The organism is Pectobacterium atrosepticum, from assembly GCF_000740965.1.
Lineage (GTDB): Bacteria > Pseudomonadota > Gammaproteobacteria > Enterobacterales > Enterobacteriaceae > Pectobacterium > Pectobacterium atrosepticum.
Window position 1 is genome coordinate 1 of record NZ_CP009125.1, and the last position, 21,790, is coordinate 21,790.

Below are 21,790 nucleotides of genomic sequence, written 5' to 3' on the forward strand. Positions count from 1 at the left end.
TTATCCACATTCAACTGCCGAATATTTAATCTTATTTGAGTAAATTAACCCACGATCCTAGCCATTCTTCTGCTGGATCTTCTGGAATCTGATGCTGCGTGATGTCGATCTCGAGAATTTCACCGATCCTTTTAGCCCCCAATTGGGCTAGTAGACGATCCGCTGTTTGGATCGCGCCACAGAACGTGTCGTACTCTTTACTGCCGATCCCTATCGCACCAAAATTCACCTGAGAAAGATCGGGCTTTTGCTGTTCCAACTGTTCAAACAGCGCTTTTAGGTTGTCAGGGAACTCCCCTGCGCCGTGTGTCGACGTTACCACCAGCCATATACCGCTCTCGGGAAGTGCATCAAGCGTAGGGCCATGCAGAATTTCAGTGGAGAAATTATCCTTTTCTAGCAGTTCAGCCAAATGCTCTGCCACATATTCGGCGCTGCCAAGGGTACTGCCACTGATTAAGGTAATGTCTGCCATAGTGATCCCATCCGATAAAAGACGGGACATTGTACGCTGTGATCTGGCTGGGATCTACCTGTGGATAATATGGGTATAGGAAAAAAGCATTACGGGGCGATCGTCCGCATAATGGGGTTTTGCAGGGAGATCAGTGTTTCGGTGGACTGAATTTCATCAATTGTTTGGATCTTGTTGATAAGTACGTGTTGCAGCGCCTCGATCGAACGACACATGACCTTAATAAAGATACTGTAATGCCCAGTGGTGTAGTAGGCCTCGACCACTTCTTCCAGATTGTTTAGCTTTTCCAGCGCCGAGGGATAATCTTTGGCGCTTTTCAGAATGATGCCGATAAAGCAGCACACGTCATAGCCTAACTGTTTTGGATTCACGTCCAGACGCGTGCCGATAATGATGCCCGCCTGTTTCATTTTTTCCACCCGAACGTGGATCGTTCCTGGACTGACGGAAAACTGTTTTGCCAGTTCGGCATAAGGGGTGCGCGCATTTTCCATTAAGGCGGAAAGAATGCCGCGATCGAGATTATCGATCTGATAAATTTCTGCCACTTTGAGCCTCCTATTTTATCGAATAATGATTTTATACCGCTATAAAATGACGGATTAAAAGCACAAGTGCAATTTATCCATAAGATTATTGAATGACTAGCGGTTTTTATTGCTTAATGAACAACTAAATACGATGAATAAGAGACGCGGCAATGAAAAAGCAGTACATCGAAAAGCAACAGCAAATCAGCTTCGTTAAATCTTTCTTCTCCAGTCAACTGGAGCAGCTTCTGGGATTGATTGAAGTCCAGGCACCGATTCTCAGCCGTATAGGCGATGGCACACAGGATAACTTGTCTGGTACAGAAAAAGCGGTGCAGGTTAAGGTAAAAGCCTTACCGGATGCCACATTTGAAGTGGTGCACTCACTGGCAAAATGGAAACGCAAAACGCTGGGCGCGTATGATTTTAGCTTCGGTGAAGGCATTTATACTCACATGAAGGCGCTGCGTCCGGACGAAGATCGCCTGAGCCCGATCCACTCGGTTTATGTCGATCAGTGGGATTGGGAGCGCGTGATGGGGGATGGCGAGCGCAATGCTGAATATCTGAAATCGACGGTCACGCGTATTTATCAAGGCATTAAAGCGACTGAGGCTGCGGTACATCAGGCGTTTGGCATTCAGCCTTTCCTGCCAGAGCAGATTCATTTTGTGCATACCGAAACCTTGCTGAAGCGTTATCCCGATCTGGACGCCAAAGGGCGTGAGCGAGCTATAGCTAAAGAGCTGGGTGCGGTCTTCCTGATTGGGATTGGCGGTAAGCTGTCCAGCGGACACTCTCACGATGTGCGTGCACCGGATTATGATGACTGGACGACACCAGGCGAGCAGGAATTGGCGGGTTTGAACGGCGATATCGTCGTCTGGAACCCAGTCCTGAACGATGCGTTTGAGATTTCATCCATGGGTATCCGCGTGGACGCAGAGGCGCTAACACGCCAACTGGCACTGACGCAGGATGAGGAACGTCTGAAGCTTGAATGGCATCAGGCGCTGCTGCGCGGTGAGATGCCACAAACGATCGGTGGGGGAATCGGTCAGTCTCGCTTGGTCATGCTACTGCTGCAATTGCCGCACATTGGTCAGGTTCAGTGCGGTGTATGGCCACAGCCGCTGCGTGAGTCGGTTTCTGGCCTGCTTTAATAAGCCTTGCCGTGCTGCCAGCGGCGCATTAAGCGGCTTTTTAACCCGGTATCAAAGCGCCAGATATGGTCAAAGATGTGCATGATGCCGGGTTTGCCATGATCGGACATCGCTACAGCATGGAAACGATGCTGTAGCTGCTTCTGACGGCTTTTCACCTTATTCACCACCTCATCCGGCAACCGCTGGGCGATAAAATCCGAAATCACCACGGCATCGGCATCATGCCAAAGTGCATCGTCCATCTTATCCAACAACGCTGACAGACAGGCAGCCATATCCGTGCCACCGCGGAAGGACTGGCTGAGAAAACGTATCGCCTGCTCTAACCCGTCCTCAGACGTCAGCTCATACTTCACCACGCCGGTAGAAAACAGCATGATGTAGCAACGGCGGTTGTCAGCGAGCGCGATGCGCATTAGCGCCAGACAGAAGGCTTTCGCGCAGCGTTCATTAAAGCCACCCATAGAACCTGAAGTATCAACGCAGACAATAAACGGGCCACGCGGTTGCTGTTCATTTTGTTGATGCACAACAGGGCGCTCGGTGACTTTCTCGCGCCAGCTCTCACCTTGTAAGCGATAGGTCAGCAACCGATGTTCCAGCAGGCGACGATAAAATTCGTATTCCAGTTCGCTGATGCCCAGAGTCACCAGCTCAGTCGGCATCAAACGCAAGATATCGTCGCTCTGATGCACGCCGCTCACCTGCTCAGGCACGGTGGCCGGTTCTCGTACTCTTACCCTGAAGGCTTCTTGTGGCGCTTCCTGCGTGAGGATAGATTTGGTCTCCCGACTGCGCCCCAGTCGTTCCGCCAACTTCTGTAATGCAGGCTGGCGTTGTAGGAAAGTGCCGAAATCCAGTAATAGACGGGGATCGGTTTGAATACGCTGTGCGGCGCTGAGATCCCATAGCCGACCAGCCGCGTTTTCATTTTCGGCCAAAATCGGTTCGAGTTTGCCACTGAGGGTAAGACGCTGTTGTAGTTCATCCAGCAGGATTTCCCGCTCCTGATTCATCAATTGCTGATGCAGTGAAACGGTTTGCAGTGTCAGGCTCAGCCGCCAGCGTTGAAGAAAGAGCGCATGTAGCCCACTCGTTACCTTCTGCCCTAAGGTTCTCTCTGGAGAGGTAATGAGCTGTGAGGCCTGCGTCAGAAACGGCGATTCCACGTTGTTCAGCGTATCCATAATCGCAGGCAGGCGTGTCTGAAAGGCCTGGTTGTCGATCGATTGTGAACGTTGGTAGCAGCTAAACTCCCTTTCCAGCTCTGGCGGTACCTGCGTGGTGCGAAGGCGCTGCTTTAACGTTTCTTTCCAGTGAGGGAGATCGTTGAGTAACGCGGATTTCAGGCTGGGATACTTTTCAAAGAAGAAAGCGAGTTGCGGCGTCGCCATCAGCGTGACGACAAGATCGTCCAGCAGCTCGTTTTCATCGATAGACAGCAGCATTTCCAGTGATTCCAGCGTGATCATCGGCGTTAGTCCTGTTGCTCTGATTGCTGGATCTGCTCGGCGACCTGTTGCAGGCTGGCTTCTATTTTAGCCAGCCACTCACTAGGGACGAACAGGCAAGGCTGATGCTGGCTGAATAAGCGACGCTGTTCGCGAAGCTGCATATTTAGCTTTTCATATTCATCGGTAATTTCGGCAGGAAGTGCACAGTCGCGTTTTTCTGGCAGAGAAAGAACAGAGGATTGCAGGCTGATATCGCGAATCGCCAGATGCTGTCTATCGTCCACCAGCAGATCGAGACGTTGGGTAAAGCCAATACCGTTGAGCTTACCCCGGATTTCTCCCCCTTTTTGCAGCCAGCCTTGCAAGGCATTCTTCTCAATGGTCAGATGGTTGACTTCAATATCGTGCAGGATCAGCGGGCGTTGCAGCACCAGATCCAATGTTTCAGCGGCGATCGTGTCAGGCAAGGTGTAATGGAATTTCCGGCCCAGAAAGTGCCCCTGTTTCTCTACTGAAAATGCCTGCAATTCACTTTGTTCACGCTGGTATTGTTGACGTTTGGTATTTACCTGCTGAAGACGAAACAGCAGGCTTTTTTGTTGATAGGCGTGCTCGGTAATCAGCAGTTCAAGCTGGCGCTCGATGAGCGTTAACGTGCTTTGGTCATGCCAGAGGCAGTCTTTTAGCAGAATAATATCAACTGGCGTGATGGCATCTCGACCGCAGAAAAATGCGCTGGCCTGAAGCAGACGCAAGGCTTTTTTCCAGCGTCGATCGGAAATGTAGGGCGCTTGTTCCAGCGCATCTAGCTGTTGGCGCAGCATGTAAATCAGCTCGAAGCCCACTTCCGGCAGCGCGACGTGCTCAATGTCTTTCTGCCACTGTTGGTACTCTTCATCGCTAACGCTGAGAGCGGGTGGGACGGGGTTATCGCGATCGCTACTGTTATTCACGAGCAGCGCATGGAAATTCTGTTTTTCCTGTACCCGATCGAGCCATAGACGGATGAGCATTCGGTCGTAGAGCGCTTCCAGACCGCCATCAGCCTCCGGTAGTTCATTCGAGGCCGCGACCAGCAGGCGCATGGGGATCGTGTCTTCGCTGTTGCCATTGCGGAAACGTCGTTCGTTAATGGCCGTCAGCAGCGTGTTCAAAATAGCGGGGCCCGCTTTCCAGATTTCATCCAGAAACACGATTTCGGCTTCCGGCAGATAACCGGCTGTCAGGCGCTGGTAGCGGCCTTCATCTTTTAGTGCCTGAATAGAAAGGGGGCCAAACACCTCTTCCGGCGTGGAGAAGCGGGTCATCAGGTACTCAAATGCGTTCGCATGACGAAAAGCGAATTTAAGGCGCCGGGCGATCATACTTTTGGCTATACCTGGTGGCCCCAGCAGAAAAACACTTTCTCCGCTTAGCGCTGCCAGCAGACAGAGGCGAATAGTGTGCTGTCTTTCGTAGAGCCCATGTTCTAGCGCATGGCTGAGGCGAGAAATTCTTTCAGCCAATGCCGCAGTTTGACGCATAATTAATCCGTTAGTCCCATGATGTGATGTACTGAAATCGTTTATTTTTGAACCTGACTGCCTTACTGAAAGCGGTGTCTCAGAAAAACCCTACTTTCAGAAAGACAATAGTAATAATAAACGGCAGATCACAGATTTTTATTAGAATACTTTTACGGATTATTACACCCTAACGGGGTAAGTAAGCAATAAACGACCTTTTACAGGATGTTTCGTGTACACCCGTCATACTGCAAATTGCAGGTGTGTTGGCGTCGCTACTCGGCACTCTTGTGTGTGCCTCGTCCTAAAGGGCCAACGCTTTGTGTTGTTTAAAACGTTAACGTTTTGCCCTACAACACGAATTATTTAGGGTGTAGAAGATGGGTCGCACAATAAAAATGGGTTTTCATCCTGATTTGTGCATACTGTGCGCTTTTGGACGAGTTGCTGTGAATGACGCACTTCGCGGACTGATTAATAACAGAAGATAGGTTTATGAGCTCAGAACATAAACGTTCGCTTCCGGCTGTCACGCTGGCGGCTATCGGGGTGGTTTATGGAGATATAGGAACCAGCCCTCTTTATACGTTAAGGGAATGTTTATCAGGGCAGTTTGGTTTTGGGGTCGAGCCTCATTCGGTCTTTGGCTTTCTTTCACTGATCTTTTGGCTATTGGTCCTCGTTGTTTCGCTGAAATACCTGACCTATGTGATGCGTGCCGACAACGCGGGTGAAGGTGGCATTCTCACATTAATGTCGCTGGCTGGGCGTAATACCTCCGATCGCATGACGTCCGTGCTGGTCATCATGGGATTGATCGGCGGCAGCTTCTTTTATGGGGAAGTGGTCATCACGCCGGCCATCTCGGTGATGTCGGCGATGGAAGGGCTAGAAATCGCCGCACCGGCGATGGACAGCTATATCGTTCCGCTATCGATTGTCGTTCTGACTTTACTGTTTATCATTCAAAAACACGGTACCGGCAGCGTCGGCAAGCTGTTTGCGCCCGTGATGCTGATTTGGTTTTTGACGCTTGGCGTACTTGGGGTGCGTGGCATTATCGCTAACCCTGAAGTTTTGCAGGCGTTGAATCCGATGTACGCCGTTCGCTTCTTTATCGAATATAAAGCAGTGTCGTTCTTTGCACTGGGCGCCGTGGTGCTGGCTATTACTGGGGTCGAAGCATTGTATGCAGATATGGGGCACTTCGGTAAATTCCCGATTCGTCTGGCCTGGTTTACGGTGGTGTTGCCGTCGCTGGTGTTAAATTACTTCGGGCAGGGCGCACTGCTGTTGAAGAACCCAGAGGCGATCAAAAATCCGTTCTTCCTGCTGGCGCCAGATTGGGCGCTGATTCCACTGATGGTGCTGGCCACGCTGGCGACGGTTATTGCCTCGCAGGCAGTGATTTCCGGCGTTTTCTCCCTGACGCGTCAGGCAGTGCGGCTGGGCTATTTGCCGCCGATGCGTATCGTACACACGTCAGATATGGAATCTGGTCAGATTTATATTCCCGCCATTAACTGGATGCTTTATATCGCGGTTGTCATCGTGATTGTCAGTTTTGAACATTCGAGCAATCTGGCTGCGGCTTACGGTATTGCGGTAACGGGCACGATGGTGATTACCAGCATTCTATTCTGTACGGTTGCAGTGAAGAACTGGCTCTGGAACCGCTATCTGGCGTGGGTTTTACTGGTGGGCCTGCTGATTATCGACGTGCCGATGTTTTTGGCAAACGTGGTCAAGATCCTGTCCGGTGGCTGGTTGCCGCTGGCGCTAGGTATGGTAATGTTTATTATTATGACGACGTGGAAAAGCGAACGTTTCAGGCTGCTGCGTCGGTTGCATGAGCATGGTAATTCGCTGGATGCCATGATTGCATCGCTGGAGAAATCGCCGCCGACGCGGGTTCCTGGTACGGCGGTGTATTTCTCTCGCGCCACTCGTGTGATCCCGTTCGCGCTGCTGCATAACCTCAAGCATAACAAGATCCTGCACGAACGAGTGGTGCTGTTGACCATGCGAACGGAGGATGCACCTTATGTGTTGAATGCCCGCCGAGTGACGGTTGAACAGCTTTCGCCAACATTCTGGCGTGTGATCGCCAACTATGGCTGGCGTGAAACGCCTGATGTGGAAGAGGTCTTTCAACGCTGTTGGCAGGAAGGATTAACCTGCCAAATGATGGAAACGTCTTTCTTTATGTCCAATGAGTCGCTGATTATCGGTGAACGGCCTTGGTATCTGCGCTTGCGCGGTAAGCTGTTCATGATGCTCAGCCGCAATGCGCTGCGGGCAGCGGATCAGTTTGAAATACCGCCGAACAGGCTGATTGAACTGGGGATTCAGGTCGAGATTTAAACGAATCCAATATAGGAAGTTATGTTGGGATGAGATCGAGATATACGGTCGACCACGGGGCGAGGCGTCCCTGCGGGAACCTCATCCCCGTGTTTCCCTAATAACAAGCAGCGAGTTGCTGCCTATTGGGAAAGCCGTGTGCTCAGTGATTTAACGATAGAGATAATACCCTACCAATTCACCGACACAATTAACCCCCCTTGGGGCTGATTGGTGAATGTAACCCGCATCTGATGCAGCATGGCTATATTGTTCACGATGGAAATCCCCAGACCACTGCCGGATTTTTCCTGCCCTGGTGGGCGATAAAAACGCTCGCCGATTCTTGCCAACGCTTCATCGCTGATGCCCGGCCCGTTGTCCGCAACCTGAAAGCCCCGCTCTGTCAGCGTCAGGCTTACTGTTCCCCCTTCATGGCTGTAACGAATGGCGTTATCTAGCAGATTGCGTACCAGCAGTGTCAGCAGTAGCGGATGGCCCTGCCGGATAATGGGGGTATCCGGTAAGTCCAGTGTTAGTTCGATACCTGCGGTTTGTGCAGTGCGGTAATGCGCGATCACCGCCTGTTGTAGTAATTCATTGAACTGAACGGGCCGCATCCCCTCGGGATGCGATTCGGCATCCAGTCGTGATAGCGTCAGGAGCTGATCCACCAGTCGGGTGGCGCGATCGATACCTTTATCCAGATTCATTAATGCATGCCGACGCATGGCCTCATCGTCATGGGCCAGCTGCGCGACTTCGGTTTGAACTTTCAATGCCGCCAGCGGGCTACGCAGTTCGTGAGCGGCATCGGAGGTAAAACGGCGCTCGCGAGTCAACATATCGTGTATGCGGGAAAACAGGAGATTCAGTGCGTTGACCAGTGGGAGGACTTCTTGTGGGATGCGCTGTGTCGCCAGCGGTGTGCTTTCGTCAGGGGAGCGTAACTGAAGCTCTGCAGCAATACGTTTTAGCGGCGATAGTTCACGCGTCACCAGCCAGAACAGCAGCGCCAGCATGATCGGCAGCGCAAACAGCCAGGGCATCAGGTTAGTTTTTACAATATCCAGCGTCATATCCTGACGGTATTCCCATTCCTGACCCACAGCAATCACGTAACGATTATCCTCCGTCGTTAGCCAGACGATGCGCCACGCGTCGTTATCATCACGCAGTTTGCCGTCGGTGAAGCCGTTGCGCGTAGAGTCAAAAATGAAATCCTTGCCATTATCGCCATCGTTCAACACCATTTTCCCATCGCGGGTAAAAATGGCGAAGGCCAGCGCATCATCATCCTGTTTACCTCGGTTTTTATGTACCAGACTTTTGGTTTTGGGCAGAGAAGTCGATTGGATTCGCAATTCATCGGGATTCATGGTGGCTAGACGTTTGGCAAACAGCATTTGCTGAGTATCAAATAACTCATTGATGTTATGACGTGTTTGATACCAGGAAAGCAGACTGGCTACACTCCAGCACATTAATGTCAGCAGCGCAAAGCCCGCAATCAGGCGTAAACGCAGACTGAGTCGGTTCATGGTGCATCTCCCAGAATATAGCCAACGCCATGCACGGTACGAATAAACCCGCTGCCCAGCTTTTTGCGCAGGTGGTGGATATGGACTTCTACCGCATTGCTGGAGACATCATCATCCCAGCTGTAGAGCTTCTCTTCCAACTGCGCGCGCGTGAGTACGCGGTTCGGATTGAGCAAGAACAGTTCCAACAGCGCCAGCTCGCGGGATTTTAGTATCAACGGCTCACTGTTAAGCGTGACGCTCCGTGAGCCAGGCTCAAGGGAAACAGCGCCATGTGTTAATACGGGTTGGAGTTGGCCGTGACGGCGACGAATCAGCGCCTGCAGGCGAGCGGCAACTTCTGTCAGCGCAAAGGGCTTACATAAATAATCATCCGCTCCTTGCTGCAATCCTTCTACGCGCTGTTCCAGCGCATCGCGGGCGGTCAGAATCAGTACCGGCTCGTCATGTCCAGCCTGACGCCACTGGCGCAGGATATCCATGCCGTCCATGCCCGGCAGGCTGAGATCGAGCACCACTGCATCATAAGGGGCGGCCTTCAATGCGGTAGCGCCCGCTTTACCTTCCGTAAACCAATCAATATTAAAGCCCAGTTTGTTAAGCCCAGCTTTTAGGCCATCACCGATCAGGCGATCGTCTTCGATTAACAATACTCTCATGGCTGCCTCGCAGGGGATGTGCCGCTGTCGCATTTGCGCCTTTTCCGGTTTTATACGAAATCGGGGGCCGATGTGTACAGGACAAATCGCTGAAATCGGGTGATTTCTGCAATATAAAAAAATAAAAATGTAAAAGCTGACTCCTTAAGATTCTGTTAAGAACGGTTTGTTTTAATCCTTCTCGAAGACCGATTACACCCGCAGGTTGACTGCGAAACGGCACGCAAAATAAGGAAGGAACAATATGAAAAAAGCAGCTGCGTTATTCGCCATTACCGCTCTGGTTTCTGCACCCGTATTTGCCGCACAAAGCGGCGGTGGTTTCGTCAACCCAGAAACGTCCGCGGTTGGCACACATAAAGGGGGATTCATCGATCCGCAGAATTCCCTCACAACGGTAGATAAGGCTAAAGATCTGCGTGACGATAATTGGGTTACGTTAAGCGGTAATATTGAAAAACGGATCGGTGATGAGAACTATCTGTTCCGCGATTCCACAGGCACGATGGAAGTCGAAATCGATCACAAGCGCTGGAATGGCCAAATGGTTTCGCCCACGGATAAAGTGGAAATCCAAGGGGAATTGGATAAAGACTTCAATTCCGTTGAGCTGGATGTGAAGCAGATCCGTAAACTCTAGTACGCTATCTTCAATTCTCTCGTGGCGGGCGATTGCCCGCCATTTCTCTATTTATCAATCTTCTATAACGGCCCTTCGTTACCTTTCTTTTTTTGTTAGCGAAACGTTTCGATGGCGATCACATTTTTTTTATTTCTTCGTTGCCTTTCCCACTTCTTTTTCTAGAATGTTGTTAGCGAAACGTTTCGCTGGTGGGGTGAGAAGATGAAAAAATCAGCATTACTGAATTCAGATATTTCTTCCGTGATTGCTCGGTTGGGGCACACCGATAGCCTTGTTATTGGTGATGCTGGCTTACCGATTCCTGAAACGACGACCCGTATCGATCTGGCGTTGACGCACAATGTGCCAACGTTTTTGCAGGTGGTTAATGTTGTTACCAGCGAAATGCAGGTTGAGGCCGCTATTCTGGCGGAAGAGATGATTGAAAAGAACCCCGCAGTCCATGACGCATTACTCGATCAATTGAAGCAACTTGAACAGCATCAGGGAAACTCAATTGCATTGCACTATGTCAGCCATGAAGAATTTAAAACCCAAAGCGGTAAAAGCCGGGCCATCATTCGCAGCGGAGAGTGCTCTCCGTATGCCAATGTCATCCTTTGTGCTGGCGTAACGTTCTGAGGCATCAATGCAACCTTTACTGCAACTACAAGGCATCACGAAATCTTTTCCCGGCGTTAAAGCACTTTCCGGTGCGGCACTCAATGTTTATCCGGGAAAAGTGATGGCGCTGGTGGGCGAGAACGGTGCGGGTAAGTCCACCATGATGAAAGTCCTGACCGGGATCTATCGTAAAGATGCCGGCAGTATCCATTTTCTGGGGCAAGAGGTGGATTTTAACGGGCCGAAAGCGTCTCAGGAAGCAGGTATCGGTATTATCCATCAGGAGCTTAACCTGATTCCCCAGCTCACAATTGCCGAGAATATCTTCCTCGGTCGTGAATTTACCAACCGCTTTGGTCGTATCGATTGGAATAAGATGTATGCGGAAGCCGATAAGCTGCTGAAGCGCCTTAATCTATGCTATGACAGTCGCCGTATGGTGGGGGATTTATCGATTGGCGATCAGCAAATGGTGGAAATTGCCAAGGTGCTGAGCTTTGAATCCAAAGTCATCATCATGGATGAACCTACCGATGCCTTGACGGATACCGAAACTGCTTCGTTATTCAGCGTGATCAACGAGCTGCAATCTCAGGGATGCGGCATTGTCTACATTTCCCACCGCCTAAAAGAAATCTTTGAAATCTGCGATGACATTACCGTTTTCCGCGATGGTCAGTTTATCGGCGAACGCCCGGTGAGTGACTTAGAGGAAGACACGCTGATTGAAATGATGGTGGGCCGCAAGCTGGAAGATCAGTATCCGCGCTCGAATAAAGCGCCGGGAGAGGTTCGTCTTAAGGTGCAGAACCTGTCTGGGCCGGGCGTTGACAGCGTCAACTTTACAGTACGTAAAGGTGAAATTCTGGGCGTCGCAGGGCTGATGGGCGCGGGCCGTACCGAACTGATGAAGATTCTCTACGGCGCGCTGCCACGAACGGGCGGCAATGTGACGCTTGATGGCCGCGACGTGGTGACCCGTAAACCGCAGGATGGCTTGGCGAACGGTATTGTCTACATTTCCGAAGACCGCAAGCGTGATGGTCTGGTGCTGGGCATGTCGGTAAAAGAAAACATGTCATTAACCGCACTGCGCTATTTCAGCCATGCGGGCGGTCGTCTCAAGCACGCTGAAGAGCAACTGACGGTCGCCGATTTTATCCGCCTGTTCAACGTCAAAACGCCCTCAATGGAGCAGCCTATCGGCCTGCTTTCCGGTGGCAATCAGCAAAAAGTAGCGATTGCTCGTGGCCTGATGACGCGCCCTAATGTCTTGATTCTCGATGAACCGACGCGTGGCGTTGACGTCGGGGCGAAAAAAGAAATTTATCAGTTAATCAATCAATTCAAAGAAGAAGGGCTGAGCATCATATTGGTGTCATCCGAAATGCCCGAAGTCTTGGGAATGAGCGATCGCATCATCGTGATGCATGAAGGGCGCTTGAGCGGTGATTTCCCGATTGAGCAAGCAACCCAGGAAGCACTGATGGCTGCGGCCGTTGGTAAGCAATACGGCGCAAAGCAGGAGTAAGTCAGACATGAGTTCTCAATCTATCGCGGCAAAACGCTGGTTTAGCAAAGAGTGGTTACTGGAGCAGAAATCGCTGATCGCGCTCCTGATCCTGATTGCAGTTGTTTCCGCCCTGAGCCCTAACTTTTTCACCCTGAATAACCTGTTTAATATTCTTCAGCAGACGTCGGTGAATGCCATTATGGCCGTCGGCATGACGCTGGTGATACTGACCTCGGGAATTGATTTGTCGGTGGGTTCACTGCTGGCGCTGACGGGGGCTATAGCGGCATCCATCGTTGGGCTTGAAGTGAATGCGCTGGTGGCTGTGTTTGGCGCACTGGCTGCGGGTGCGCTGATTGGCGCGGGCACCGGTGTCATCGTTTCTAAAGGTAAAGTTCAGGCGTTTATCGCCACGCTGGTCATGATGCTGCTACTGCGCGGCGTGACGATGGTCTATACCAACGGTAGCCCGGTGAATACTGGCTTCTCCGACGTCGCAGATGCTTTTGGTTGGTTCGGCATTGGTCGTCCGCTGGGTATTCCGACGCCAATCTGGATTATGGCTATCGTATTCGCTGCGGCCTGGTACATGCTGCACCATACGCGCCTGGGTCGCTATATCTATGCGTTGGGCGGTAACGAATCCGCAACCCGTTTATCTGGCATCAGCGTTGATAAAATCAAGATTATTGTTTATTCCCTGTGTGGGCTGCTATCTGCCCTGGCGGGAATTATTGAAGTCGCACGTTTGTCCTCTGCACAGCCTACGGCGGGTACAGGGTATGAGCTGGATGCTATCGCGGCTGTGGTATTGGGCGGCACCAGTCTGGCTGGGGGTAAAGGGCGTATCGTTGGCACGTTGATCGGCGCACTTATCCTTGGTTTCCTCAACAACGGACTGAATTTATTAGGTGTTTCTTCTTACTACCAAATGATCGTCAAAGCAGTCGTCATTTTGCTGGCGGTTCTGGTAGATAACAAAAGCAGTAAATAACCTTCATTCACACAGGAATTGAGTTATGAATATGAAAAAGCTGGCTACTCTGGTTTCCGCTGTTGCGCTGAGCGCGACTGTCAGTACTAATGCCTTGGCCAAAGATACGGTTGCTCTGGTGGTTTCTACGCTGAATAACCCGTTCTTTGTTTCCATGAAAGAGGGTGCACAGAAAGAAGCTGATAAACTGGGCTACGAGCTGATTGTGCTGGATTCCCAGAATAACCCAGCCAAAGAACTGGCTAACGTTCAGGATTTGACGGTACGCGGCACCAAAATATTGCTGATCAACCCGACTGATTCTGATGCGGTAGGTAATGCAATCAAAATGGCAAATCAGGCTAAAATTCCGGTTATTACGCTGGACCGCGTCGCCAGCAGCGGTGACGTGGTGAGCCATGTGGCTTCTGATAACGCCTTTGGCGGTAAAGTAGCCGGTGACTTCATTGCCAAGAAATTGGGTGAAGGCGCCAAGGTCATTCAGTTGGAAGGGATTGCCGGAACCTCCGCGGCGCGTGAGCGTGGGGCGGGTTTCATGAAATCTGCTGAGAAAAATAAATTCGCTATGCTGGCCAGCCAGCCTGCTGATTTCGATCGTACTAAAGGGTTGAACGTGATGCAGAACTTGCTGACTGCACACCCTGACGTTCAGGCTGTATTTGCTCAGAACGATGAAATGGCGTTAGGCGCACTGCGTGCACTGCAAACTGCAGGCAAAACAGATGTGCTGGTTGTGGGTTTTGACGGTACTCAGGATGGCGTGAAGGCTGTTGAGTCAGGCAAGCTGGCAGCAACAGTGGCTCAGCGTCCAGACCAGATCGGTGTGATTGGTATCGAAACGGCTGCGAAAGTGCTGAAAGGTGAAAAAACGCAGGCCATCATTCCGGTTGACTTGAAGCTGGTAGCAAAATAAGTAAAGCATAAAGCAGGACTCGCGCCACCCGTTTGTGGTGGCGCATTATTAACGTAGCGGGATTCGACATAATGAAAACGGGTAAGCTGGTGGTGCTGGGCAGTATTAATGCTGACCATATTCTCAATCTTGAGCAATTTCCCCGCCCAGGCGAAACGGTGATCGGTGAACAATATAGTGTCGCTTTCGGTGGAAAAGGCGCTAATCAGGCCGTTGCCGCAGGCCGAAGTGGTGCGAATATTGCCTTTATTGCCTGCGTTGGAGAAGATGATATCGGCTCCCGTATTTGTCAGCAGCTATCCAAGGACAATATTGATGTTTCTGCCGTTGAGGCTATCTCCGGGGAAACGACCGGCGTTGCGCTGATTTTTGTTAACGCTGAAGCTGAAAACATGATCGCGATTAACGCAGGTGCGAATGCGGCTGTGACGCCTGATTATCTTCATCGTCATCAGCAACACATTATTGATGCTTCCGCGTTGCTGATGCAGCTTGAGTCGCCGTTGGAAACCGTTATCGCCGCAGCTAAACTGGCGCATGAACACCAAACGAAGGTGATTCTTAACCCCGCCCCCGCTCGTGAACTGCCCGATGAACTGTTATCGCTGGTCGATATGATCACGCCGAATGAGACCGAAGCGCAGTTGCTTACGGGGATTACCGTTGAGACAGAAGCGGATGCCGCTCGCGCAGCACAGGTTCTTCACGACAAAGGTATCGAAACGGTTCTGATTACATTGGGTAGCCGTGGCGTATGGTTGAGTGAAAGCGGTCAAGGGCAACGTATTCCGGGTTATCGCGTAAAAGCCGTGGACACGATCGCTGCCGGAGACACCTTTAATGGTGCGTTGGTTACCGCGCTGTTGGAAAACCAACCAATGTCTTCCGCTGTGAAATTCGCTCATGCTGCGGCAGCGATTTCTGTAACTCGCCGAGGCGCTCAACCTTCTGTCCCATGGCGTGAAGAGATCGACGCATTTTTGCAAGCTCAGGAGTGACCTTTGGCCACCATGAAAGATGTCGCCCGTTTGGCGGGCGTTTCTACTTCTACTGTATCTCACGTCATTAATAACAATCGTTTTGTCAGCGATGCCATTCGCGAAAAGATAATGAAGGCCGTTGATGACCTCAACTACGCACCGTCTGCGCTGGCCAGAAGTCTGAAAATCAATCAGACCCGTACCATCGGCATGTTGCTCACAGCCAGTAGTAACCCGTTTTATGCTGAAGTTGTGCGTGGCGTTGAACGCTGCTGTTATGAGCGGGGCTATAGCCTGATTCTGTGCAACACCGAAGGCGATCGCGACAGAATGAGCCATAGCCTTGAAACGCTGCTGCAAAAGCGGGTCGATGGCGTATTACTGATGTGCACTGAAAGCCATCGCCCCTTGCCTGAAATGATGAGCCGCTATCCTTCTATTCCTATGGTCATGATGGATTGGGCACCCTTTGAAGGTGCTATCGATGTTATTAAAGATAACTCTTTGCTCGGTGGAGAGATCGCCACCAATTACCTCATCTCTCGTGGCTATAAAAAGATAGCCTGCATTGCGGGTCAAAAGATAGCCTGCATTGCGGGTCCTAAAGATAAGACGACAGCCTATAACCGGCTGGAAGGTTATCGACAGGCGATGCAGCTTGCTGGGCTATCCGTTCCCACTGACTATGAAATTTTCGGTGATTTTGAATTTGAAACCGGTTATCGCGCTATGCAGCAGTTATTAGCGCTGGAAGATAAACCCGAAGCGGTGTTCACCAGTAACGATGCAATGGCTGTCGGCGTTTATCACGCACTTTATCAGGCAGGACTTTCGATCCCTCAAGACATGGCCGTTATTGGTTACGATGATATTGAACTGGCACGCTATATGTCTCCGCCTCTCACTACGGTCCATCAACCGAAGGATGAGCTCGGCGAATTGGCGGTTGATACGCTGCTATATCGTCTGGAACACCCTAACACTGAACCTAATGTGTTGGTGCTGACGCCGGAATTAATGGTACGTCAGTCCGTCCAGTAAAGTTTCTAGCTAAGATAACGCTGAAAAATCCGGCATAACGCTGTCTTTTACTGCGCTTTGCTGAAGAAATCTCCACTCGATAATTATTTTGCATTTAGCGCTTGTCAGCGGGCGAGAAGTCCCTATAATGCGCATCCACTGACACGGCAACAGCGACACGCGGTTGGGGTGACAGAGACAAGGTTCAACGAAGGCAGTCAGTAATGACTTGACTTCACAGCGGAAAAGCATAATATATGCGGCCCGCGCCACGGAAGACGTGGCACTGCTCTTTAACAATATAATCAGACAATCTGTGTGGGCACTCACAAGACCGTATCTTAAACGATATAAAAAGTCTTGAAGAGTGAACAACAGTGAAATTCATTACGAATAAACAGTTATTAATTCTTTGAGCATCGCTGACGAGTTCAGCAAATCAAACAAATCTTAAATTGAAGAGTTTGATCATGGCTCAGATTGAACGCTGGCGGCAGGCCTAACACATGCAAGTCGAGCGGTAGCACAGAAGAGCTTGCTCTTTGGGTGACGAGCGGCGGACGGGTGAGTAATGTCTGGGAAACTGCCTGATGGAGGGGGATAACTACTGGAAACGGTAGCTAATACCGCATAACGTCTTCGGACCAAAGAGGGGGACCTTCGGGCCTCTTGCCATCAGATGTGCCCAGATGGGATTAGCTAGTAGGCGGGGTAATGGCCCCACCTAGGCGACGATCCCTAGCTGGTCTGAGAGGATGACCAGCCACACTGGAACTGAGACACGGTCCAGACTCCTACGGGAGGCAGCAGTGGGGAATATTGCACAATGGGCGCAAGCCTGATGCAGCCATGCCGCGTGTGTGAAGAAGGCCTTCGGGTTGTAAAGCACTTTCAGCGGGGAGGAAGGCAGTAAGGTTAATAACCTTGCTGATTGACGTTACCCGCAGAAGAAGCACCGGCTAACTCCGTGCCAGCAGCCGCGGTAATACGGAGGGTGCAAGCGTTAATCGGAATGACTGGGCGTAAAGCGCACGCAGGCGGTCTGTTAAGTTGGATGTGAAATCCCCGGGCTTAACCTGGGAACTGCATTCAAAACTGACAGGCTAGAGTCTTGTAGAGGGGGGTAGAATTCCAGGTGTAGCGGTGAAATGCGTAGAGATCTGGAGGAATACCGGTGGCGAAGGCGGCCCCCTGGACAAAGACTGACGCTCAGGTGCGAAAGCGTGGGGAGCAAACAGGATTAGATACCCTGGTAGTCCACGCTGTAAACGATGTCGACTTGGAGGTTGTGCCCTTGAGGCGTGGCTTCCGGAGCTAACGCGTTAAGTCGACCGCCTGGGGAGTACGGCCGCAAGGTTAAAACTCAAATGAATTGACGGGGGCCCGCACAAGCGGTGGAGCATGTGGTTTAATTCGATGCAACGCGAAGAACCTTACCTACTCTTGACATCCAGAGAATTTGGCAGAGATGCCTTAGTGCCTTCGGGAACTCTGAGACAGGTGCTGCATGGCTGTCGTCAGCTCGTGTTGTGAAATGTTGGGTTAAGTCCCGCAACGAGCGCAACCCTTATCCTTTGTTGCCAGCGCGTAATGGCGGGAACTCAAAGGAGACTGCCGGTGATAAACCGGAGGAAGGTGGGGATGACGTCAAGTCATCATGGCCCTTACGAGTAGGGCTACACACGTGCTACAATGGCGTATACAAAGAGAAGCGAACTCGCGAGAGCCAGCGGACCTCATAAAGTACGTCGTAGTCCGGATTGGAGTCTGCAACTCGACTCCATGAAGTCGGAATCGCTAGTAATCGTAGATCAGAATGCTACGGTGAATACGTTCCCGGGCCTTGTACACACCGCCCGTCACACCATGGGAGTGGGTTGCAAAAGAAGTAGGTAGCTTAACCTTCGGGAGGGCGCTTACCACTTTGTGATTCATGACTGGGGTGAAGTCGTAACAAGGTAACCGTAGGGGAACCTGCGGTTGGATCACCTCCTTACCAATAAAGATGTGTGTTAAGTGAAGTGCTCACACAGATTGTCTGATGAAAATACTGAGCAAGCGCACCTGTTGATGTCATGAGTGTAGACTCATGCTGACGCGATAGTGCCGGATTTTTAATTCGGTACGGATTTTTCGTGTCCCCATCGTCTAGAGGCCTAGGACACTGCCCTTTCACGGCTGTAACAGGGGTTCGAATCCCCTTGGGGACGCCAATCCGATAATGAGTGAAAGACATTATCACCGAATATCTTAAAGATGATTCTTTTGAGTCATGTTTACGATATTGCTCTTTAACAATCTGGAACAAGCTGAAAATTGAAACATGACAGCTGAACATGCATGACTGCCTTCGGGCGGGTCGTGATGAATCAGTGTGTCAATGAGTCTCTCAAATAATCGCAGCGCGAGGATGGATCGAAAGAAACATCTTCGGGTTGTGAGGTTAAGCGACTAAGCGTACACGGTGGATGCCTAGGCAGTCAGAGGCGATGAAGGGCGTGCTAATCTGCGATAAGCGTCGGTAAGCTGATATGAAGCGTTATACCCGACGATACCCGAATGGGGAAACCCAATGTGTTTCGACACATTATCATTACGTGAATACATAGCGTAATGAGGCGAACCGGGGGAACTGAAACATCTCAGTACCCCGAGGAAAAGAAATCAACCGAGATTCCCCTAGTAGCGGCGAGCGAACGGGGAGGAGCCCAGAACCTGAATCAGTTTGTGTGTTAGTGGAAGCGTCTGGAAAGTCGCACAGTAAAGGGTGATAGTCCCGTACACAAAAATGCACAGATTGTGAGTTCGATGAGTAGGGCGGGACACGTGACATCCTGTCTGAATATGGGGGGACCATCCTCCAAGGCTAAATACTCCTGACTGACCGATAGTGAACCAGTACCGTGAGGGAAAGGCGAAAAGAACCCCGGCGAGGGGAGTGAAATAGAACCTGAAACCGTGTACGTACAAGCAGTGGGAGCCTTGATTAATCAGGGTGACTGCGTACCTTTTGTATAATGGGTCAGCGACTTATATTCTGTAGCAAGGTTAACCGAATAGGGGAGCCGCAGGGAAACCGAGTCTTAACTGGGCGTTAAGTTGCAGGGTATAGACCCGAAACCCGGTGATCTAGCCATGGGCAGGTTGAAGGTTGGGTAACACTAACTGGAGGACCGAACCGACTAATGTTGAAAAATTAGCGGATGACTTGTGGCTGGGGGTGAAAGGCCAATCAAACCGGGAGATAGCTGGTTCTCCCCGAAAGCTATTTAGGTAGCGCCTCGTGAACTCATCTTCGGGGGTAGAGCACTGTTTCGGCTAGGGGGTCATCCCGACTTACCAACCCGATGCAAACTACGAATACCGAAGAATGTTATCACGGGAGACACACGGCGGGTGCTAACGTTCGTCGTGAAGAGGGAAACAACCCAGACCGCCAGCTAAGGTCCCAAAGTCATGGTTAAGTGGGAAACGATGTGGGAAGGCACAGACAGCCAGGATGTTGGCTTAGAAGCAGCCATCATTTAAAGAAAGCGTAATAGCTCACTGGTCGAGTCGGCCTGCGCGGAAGATGTAACGGGGCTAAACCATGCACCGAAGCTGCGGCAGCGACACTTAGGTGTTGTTGGGTAGGGGAGCGTTCTGTAAGCCGTCGAAGGTGACCTGTGAGGGTTGCTGGAGGTATCAGAAGTGCGAATGCTGACATAAGTAACGATAATGCGGGTGAAAAACCCGCACGCCGGAAGACCAAGGGTTCCTGTCCAACGTTAATCGGGGCAGGGTGAGTCGACCCCTAAGGCGAGGCTGAAAAGCGTAGTCGATGGGAAACAGGTTAATATTCCTGTACTCGGTGTTACTGCGAAGGGGGGACGGAGAAAGCTAGGTTATCCGGGCGACGGTTGTCCCGGTTTAAGCGTGAAGGTGGATGACTTAGGTAAATCCGGGTCATTATTAACACTGAGGCGTGATGACGAGTCACTACGGTGATGAAGTAACCAATGCTACGCTTCCAGGAAAAGCCTCTAAGCTCCAGGTAACATCAAATCGTACCCCAAACCGACACAGGTGGTCAGGTAGAGAATACTCAGGCGCTTGAGAGAACTCGGGTGAAGGAACTAGGCAAAATGGTGCCGTAACTTCGGGAGAAGGCACGCTCCTGTCGGTGAAGTCCCTTGCGGACGGAGCTGACGGGAGTCGCAGATACCAGCTGGCTGCAACTGTTTAATAAAAACACAGCACTGTGCAAACACGAAAGTGGACGTATACGGTGTGACGCCTGCCCGGTGCCGGAAGGTTAATTGATGGGGTCAGCCGCAAGGCGAAGCTCTTGATCGAAGCCCCGGTAAACGGCGGCCGTAACTATAACGGTCCTAAGGTAGCGAAATTCCTTGTCGGGTAAGTTCCGACCTGCACGAATGGCGTAATGATGGCCAGGCTGTCTCCACCCGAGACTCAGTGAAATTGAACTCGCTGTGAAGATGCAGTGTACCCGCGGCAAGACGGAAAGACCCCGTGAACCTTTACTATAGCTTGACACTGAACCTTGAGCCTTGATGTGTAGGATAGGTGGGAGGCTTTGAAGCGAGGACGCCAGTTCTTGTGGAGCCAACCTTGAAATACCACCCTTTAATGTTTGATGTTCTAACGTAGGCCCGTGATCCGGGTTGCGGACAGTGTCTGGTGGGTAGTTTGACTGGGGCGGTCTCCTCCCAAAGAGTAACGGAGGAGCACGAAGGTTAGCTAATCCTGGTCGGACATCAGGAGGTTAGTGCAAAGGCATAAGCTAGCTTGACTGCGAGAGTGACAGCTCGAGCAGGTGCGAAAGCAGGTCTTAGTGATCCGGTGGTTCTGAATGGAAGGGCCATCGCTCAACGGATAAAAGGTACTCCGGGGATAACAGGCTGATACCGCCCAAGAGTTCATATCGACGGCGGTGTTTGGCACCTCGATGTCGGCTCATCACATCCTGGGGCTGAAGTAGGTCCCAAGGGTATGGCTGTTCGCCATTTAAAGTGGTACGCGAGCTGGGTTTAGAACGTCGTGAGACAGTTCGGTCCCTATCTGCCGTGGGCGTTGGAAGATTGAGAGGGGTTGCTCCTAGTACGAGAGGACCGGAGTGAACGCACCACTGGTGTTCGGGTTGTGATGCCAATTGCATTGCCCGGTAGCTAAGTGCGGAAGAGATAACCGCTGAAAGCATCTAAGCGGGAAACTTGCCTCGAGATGAGTCTTCCCTGGGCACTAGATGCCCCTGAAGGGCCGTTGAAGACTACGACGTAGATAGGCTGGGTGTGTAAGCGTAGCGATACGTTGAGCTAACCAGTACTAATGACCCGAGAGGCTTAACCTTACAACACCGAAGGTGTTTTGTGGGTGACTCATATAAAACGATATTCAGCTTGTTCAAAGATTGGTTCTGATGGTTACGGATACGACAAAAAGTGAAGT

Annotated in this window: 15 protein-coding genes, 1 tRNA gene and 2 rRNA genes; 12 read left to right on the plus strand and 6 right to left on the minus strand. The window is 51.1% G+C overall.

Annotated features, from left to right (window positions below; translation table 11 throughout):
• Positions 1–31 precede the first annotated feature (31 nt).
• Together mioC and asnC are read right to left on the minus strand one after the other, a co-directional pair.
• Complete coding sequence (gene mioC / locus GZ59_RS00005; RefSeq protein WP_011091650.1) at positions 32–475, minus strand: FMN-binding protein MioC; 444 nt, start codon at positions 473–475, stop codon at positions 32–34.
• An 89-nt stretch (positions 476–564) separates the two neighbouring features.
• Positions 565–1,026 (minus strand): transcriptional regulator AsnC, encoded by a 462-nt coding sequence (gene asnC, locus GZ59_RS00010; RefSeq protein WP_011091651.1) that lies wholly within the window; start codon positions 1,024–1,026, stop codon positions 565–567.
• A gap of 152 nt (positions 1,027–1,178) precedes the next feature.
• Here asnC and asnA point away from each other — a divergent pair, with 152 nt between their 5' ends.
• The gene (asnA, locus tag GZ59_RS00015) at positions 1,179–2,171 is read left to right on the plus strand and encodes an aspartate--ammonia ligase (RefSeq protein WP_039289264.1); all 993 of its coding nucleotides are present in this window, start codon (positions 1,179–1,181) and stop codon (positions 2,169–2,171) included.
• Here asnA and viaA read toward each other — a convergent pair.
• Positions 2,168–3,646: an ATPase RavA stimulator ViaA gene (gene viaA / locus GZ59_RS00020; RefSeq protein ID WP_011091653.1), complete on the minus strand. Its 1,479-nt coding sequence runs from the start codon at positions 3,644–3,646 to the stop codon at positions 2,168–2,170. The genes asnA and viaA overlap by 4 nt on opposite strands.
• 5 nt (positions 3,647–3,651) lie before the next feature.
• Entirely contained in the window at positions 3,652–5,151 is a 1,500-nt protein-coding gene (gene ravA, locus GZ59_RS00025) for an ATPase RavA (RefSeq protein WP_011091654.1), read from the minus strand.
• Between the two features lie 477 nt (positions 5,152–5,628).
• Here ravA and kup point away from each other — a divergent pair, with 477 nt between their 5' ends.
• Positions 5,629–7,497 (plus strand): low affinity potassium transporter Kup, encoded by a 1,869-nt coding sequence (gene kup / locus GZ59_RS00030; RefSeq protein WP_011091655.1) that lies wholly within the window; start codon positions 5,629–5,631, stop codon positions 7,495–7,497.
• Between the two features lie 170 nt (positions 7,498–7,667).
• Here kup and qseC read toward each other — a convergent pair whose 3' ends face one another.
• Positions 7,668–9,017, minus strand: a complete 1,350-nt coding sequence (qseC, locus tag GZ59_RS00035) for a quorum sensing histidine kinase QseC (RefSeq protein ID WP_039289267.1) — start codon at positions 9,015–9,017, stop codon at positions 7,668–7,670.
• Positions 9,014–9,676, minus strand: coding sequence for a quorum sensing response regulator transcription factor QseB (gene qseB / locus GZ59_RS00040; RefSeq protein WP_039294600.1), 663 nt, complete (start codon positions 9,674–9,676; stop codon positions 9,014–9,016). The genes qseC and qseB overlap by 4 nt, the downstream gene beginning before the upstream one ends.
• 244 nt (positions 9,677–9,920) lie before the next feature.
• Here qseB and GZ59_RS00045 point away from each other — a divergent pair, with 244 nt between their 5' ends.
• The 10 genes from GZ59_RS00045 to GZ59_RS00090 all read left to right on the plus strand — a co-directional run bounded on the left by GZ59_RS00045 (position 9,921) and on the right by GZ59_RS00090 (position 21,692).
• Positions 9,921–10,316, plus strand: a complete 396-nt coding sequence (locus GZ59_RS00045; RefSeq protein WP_039289269.1) for a YgiW/YdeI family stress tolerance OB fold protein — start codon at positions 9,921–9,923, stop codon at positions 10,314–10,316.
• A gap of 204 nt (positions 10,317–10,520) precedes the next feature.
• Positions 10,521–10,940, plus strand: coding sequence for a D-ribose pyranase (gene rbsD / locus GZ59_RS00050; protein ID WP_039289271.1), 420 nt, complete (start codon positions 10,521–10,523; stop codon positions 10,938–10,940).
• A 7-nt stretch (positions 10,941–10,947) separates the two neighbouring features.
• Positions 10,948–12,453: a ribose ABC transporter ATP-binding protein RbsA gene (gene rbsA, locus GZ59_RS00055; protein ID WP_039289273.1), complete on the plus strand. Its 1,506-nt coding sequence runs from the start codon at positions 10,948–10,950 to the stop codon at positions 12,451–12,453.
• A gap of 7 nt (positions 12,454–12,460) precedes the next feature.
• Positions 12,461–13,429 (plus strand): ribose ABC transporter permease, encoded by a 969-nt coding sequence (gene rbsC / locus GZ59_RS00060; RefSeq protein ID WP_039289274.1) that lies wholly within the window; start codon positions 12,461–12,463, stop codon positions 13,427–13,429.
• Between the two features lie 25 nt (positions 13,430–13,454).
• Entirely contained in the window at positions 13,455–14,342 is an 888-nt protein-coding gene (gene rbsB, locus GZ59_RS00065; RefSeq protein WP_039289276.1) for a ribose ABC transporter substrate-binding protein RbsB, read from the plus strand.
• A gap of 71 nt (positions 14,343–14,413) precedes the next feature.
• A complete protein-coding gene (gene rbsK, locus GZ59_RS00070; RefSeq protein WP_039289278.1) occupies positions 14,414–15,340 on the plus strand; it encodes a ribokinase in 927 nt (308 codons plus the stop codon).
• A gap of 3 nt (positions 15,341–15,343) precedes the next feature.
• Positions 15,344–16,363, plus strand: coding sequence for a ribose operon transcriptional repressor RbsR (locus GZ59_RS00075; RefSeq protein WP_200878042.1), 1,020 nt, complete (start codon positions 15,344–15,346; stop codon positions 16,361–16,363).
• Between the two features lie 431 nt (positions 16,364–16,794).
• Positions 16,795–18,338, plus strand: a 16S ribosomal RNA gene (locus GZ59_RS00080).
• A 141-nt stretch (positions 18,339–18,479) separates the two neighbouring features.
• Positions 18,480–18,555, plus strand: a tRNA-Glu gene (locus GZ59_RS00085).
• A gap of 228 nt (positions 18,556–18,783) precedes the next feature.
• Positions 18,784–21,692, plus strand: a 23S ribosomal RNA gene (locus tag GZ59_RS00090).
• The 16S and 23S rRNA genes sit together here with 1 tRNA gene alongside, the layout of an rRNA operon.
• Positions 21,693–21,790 lie beyond the last annotated feature (98 nt).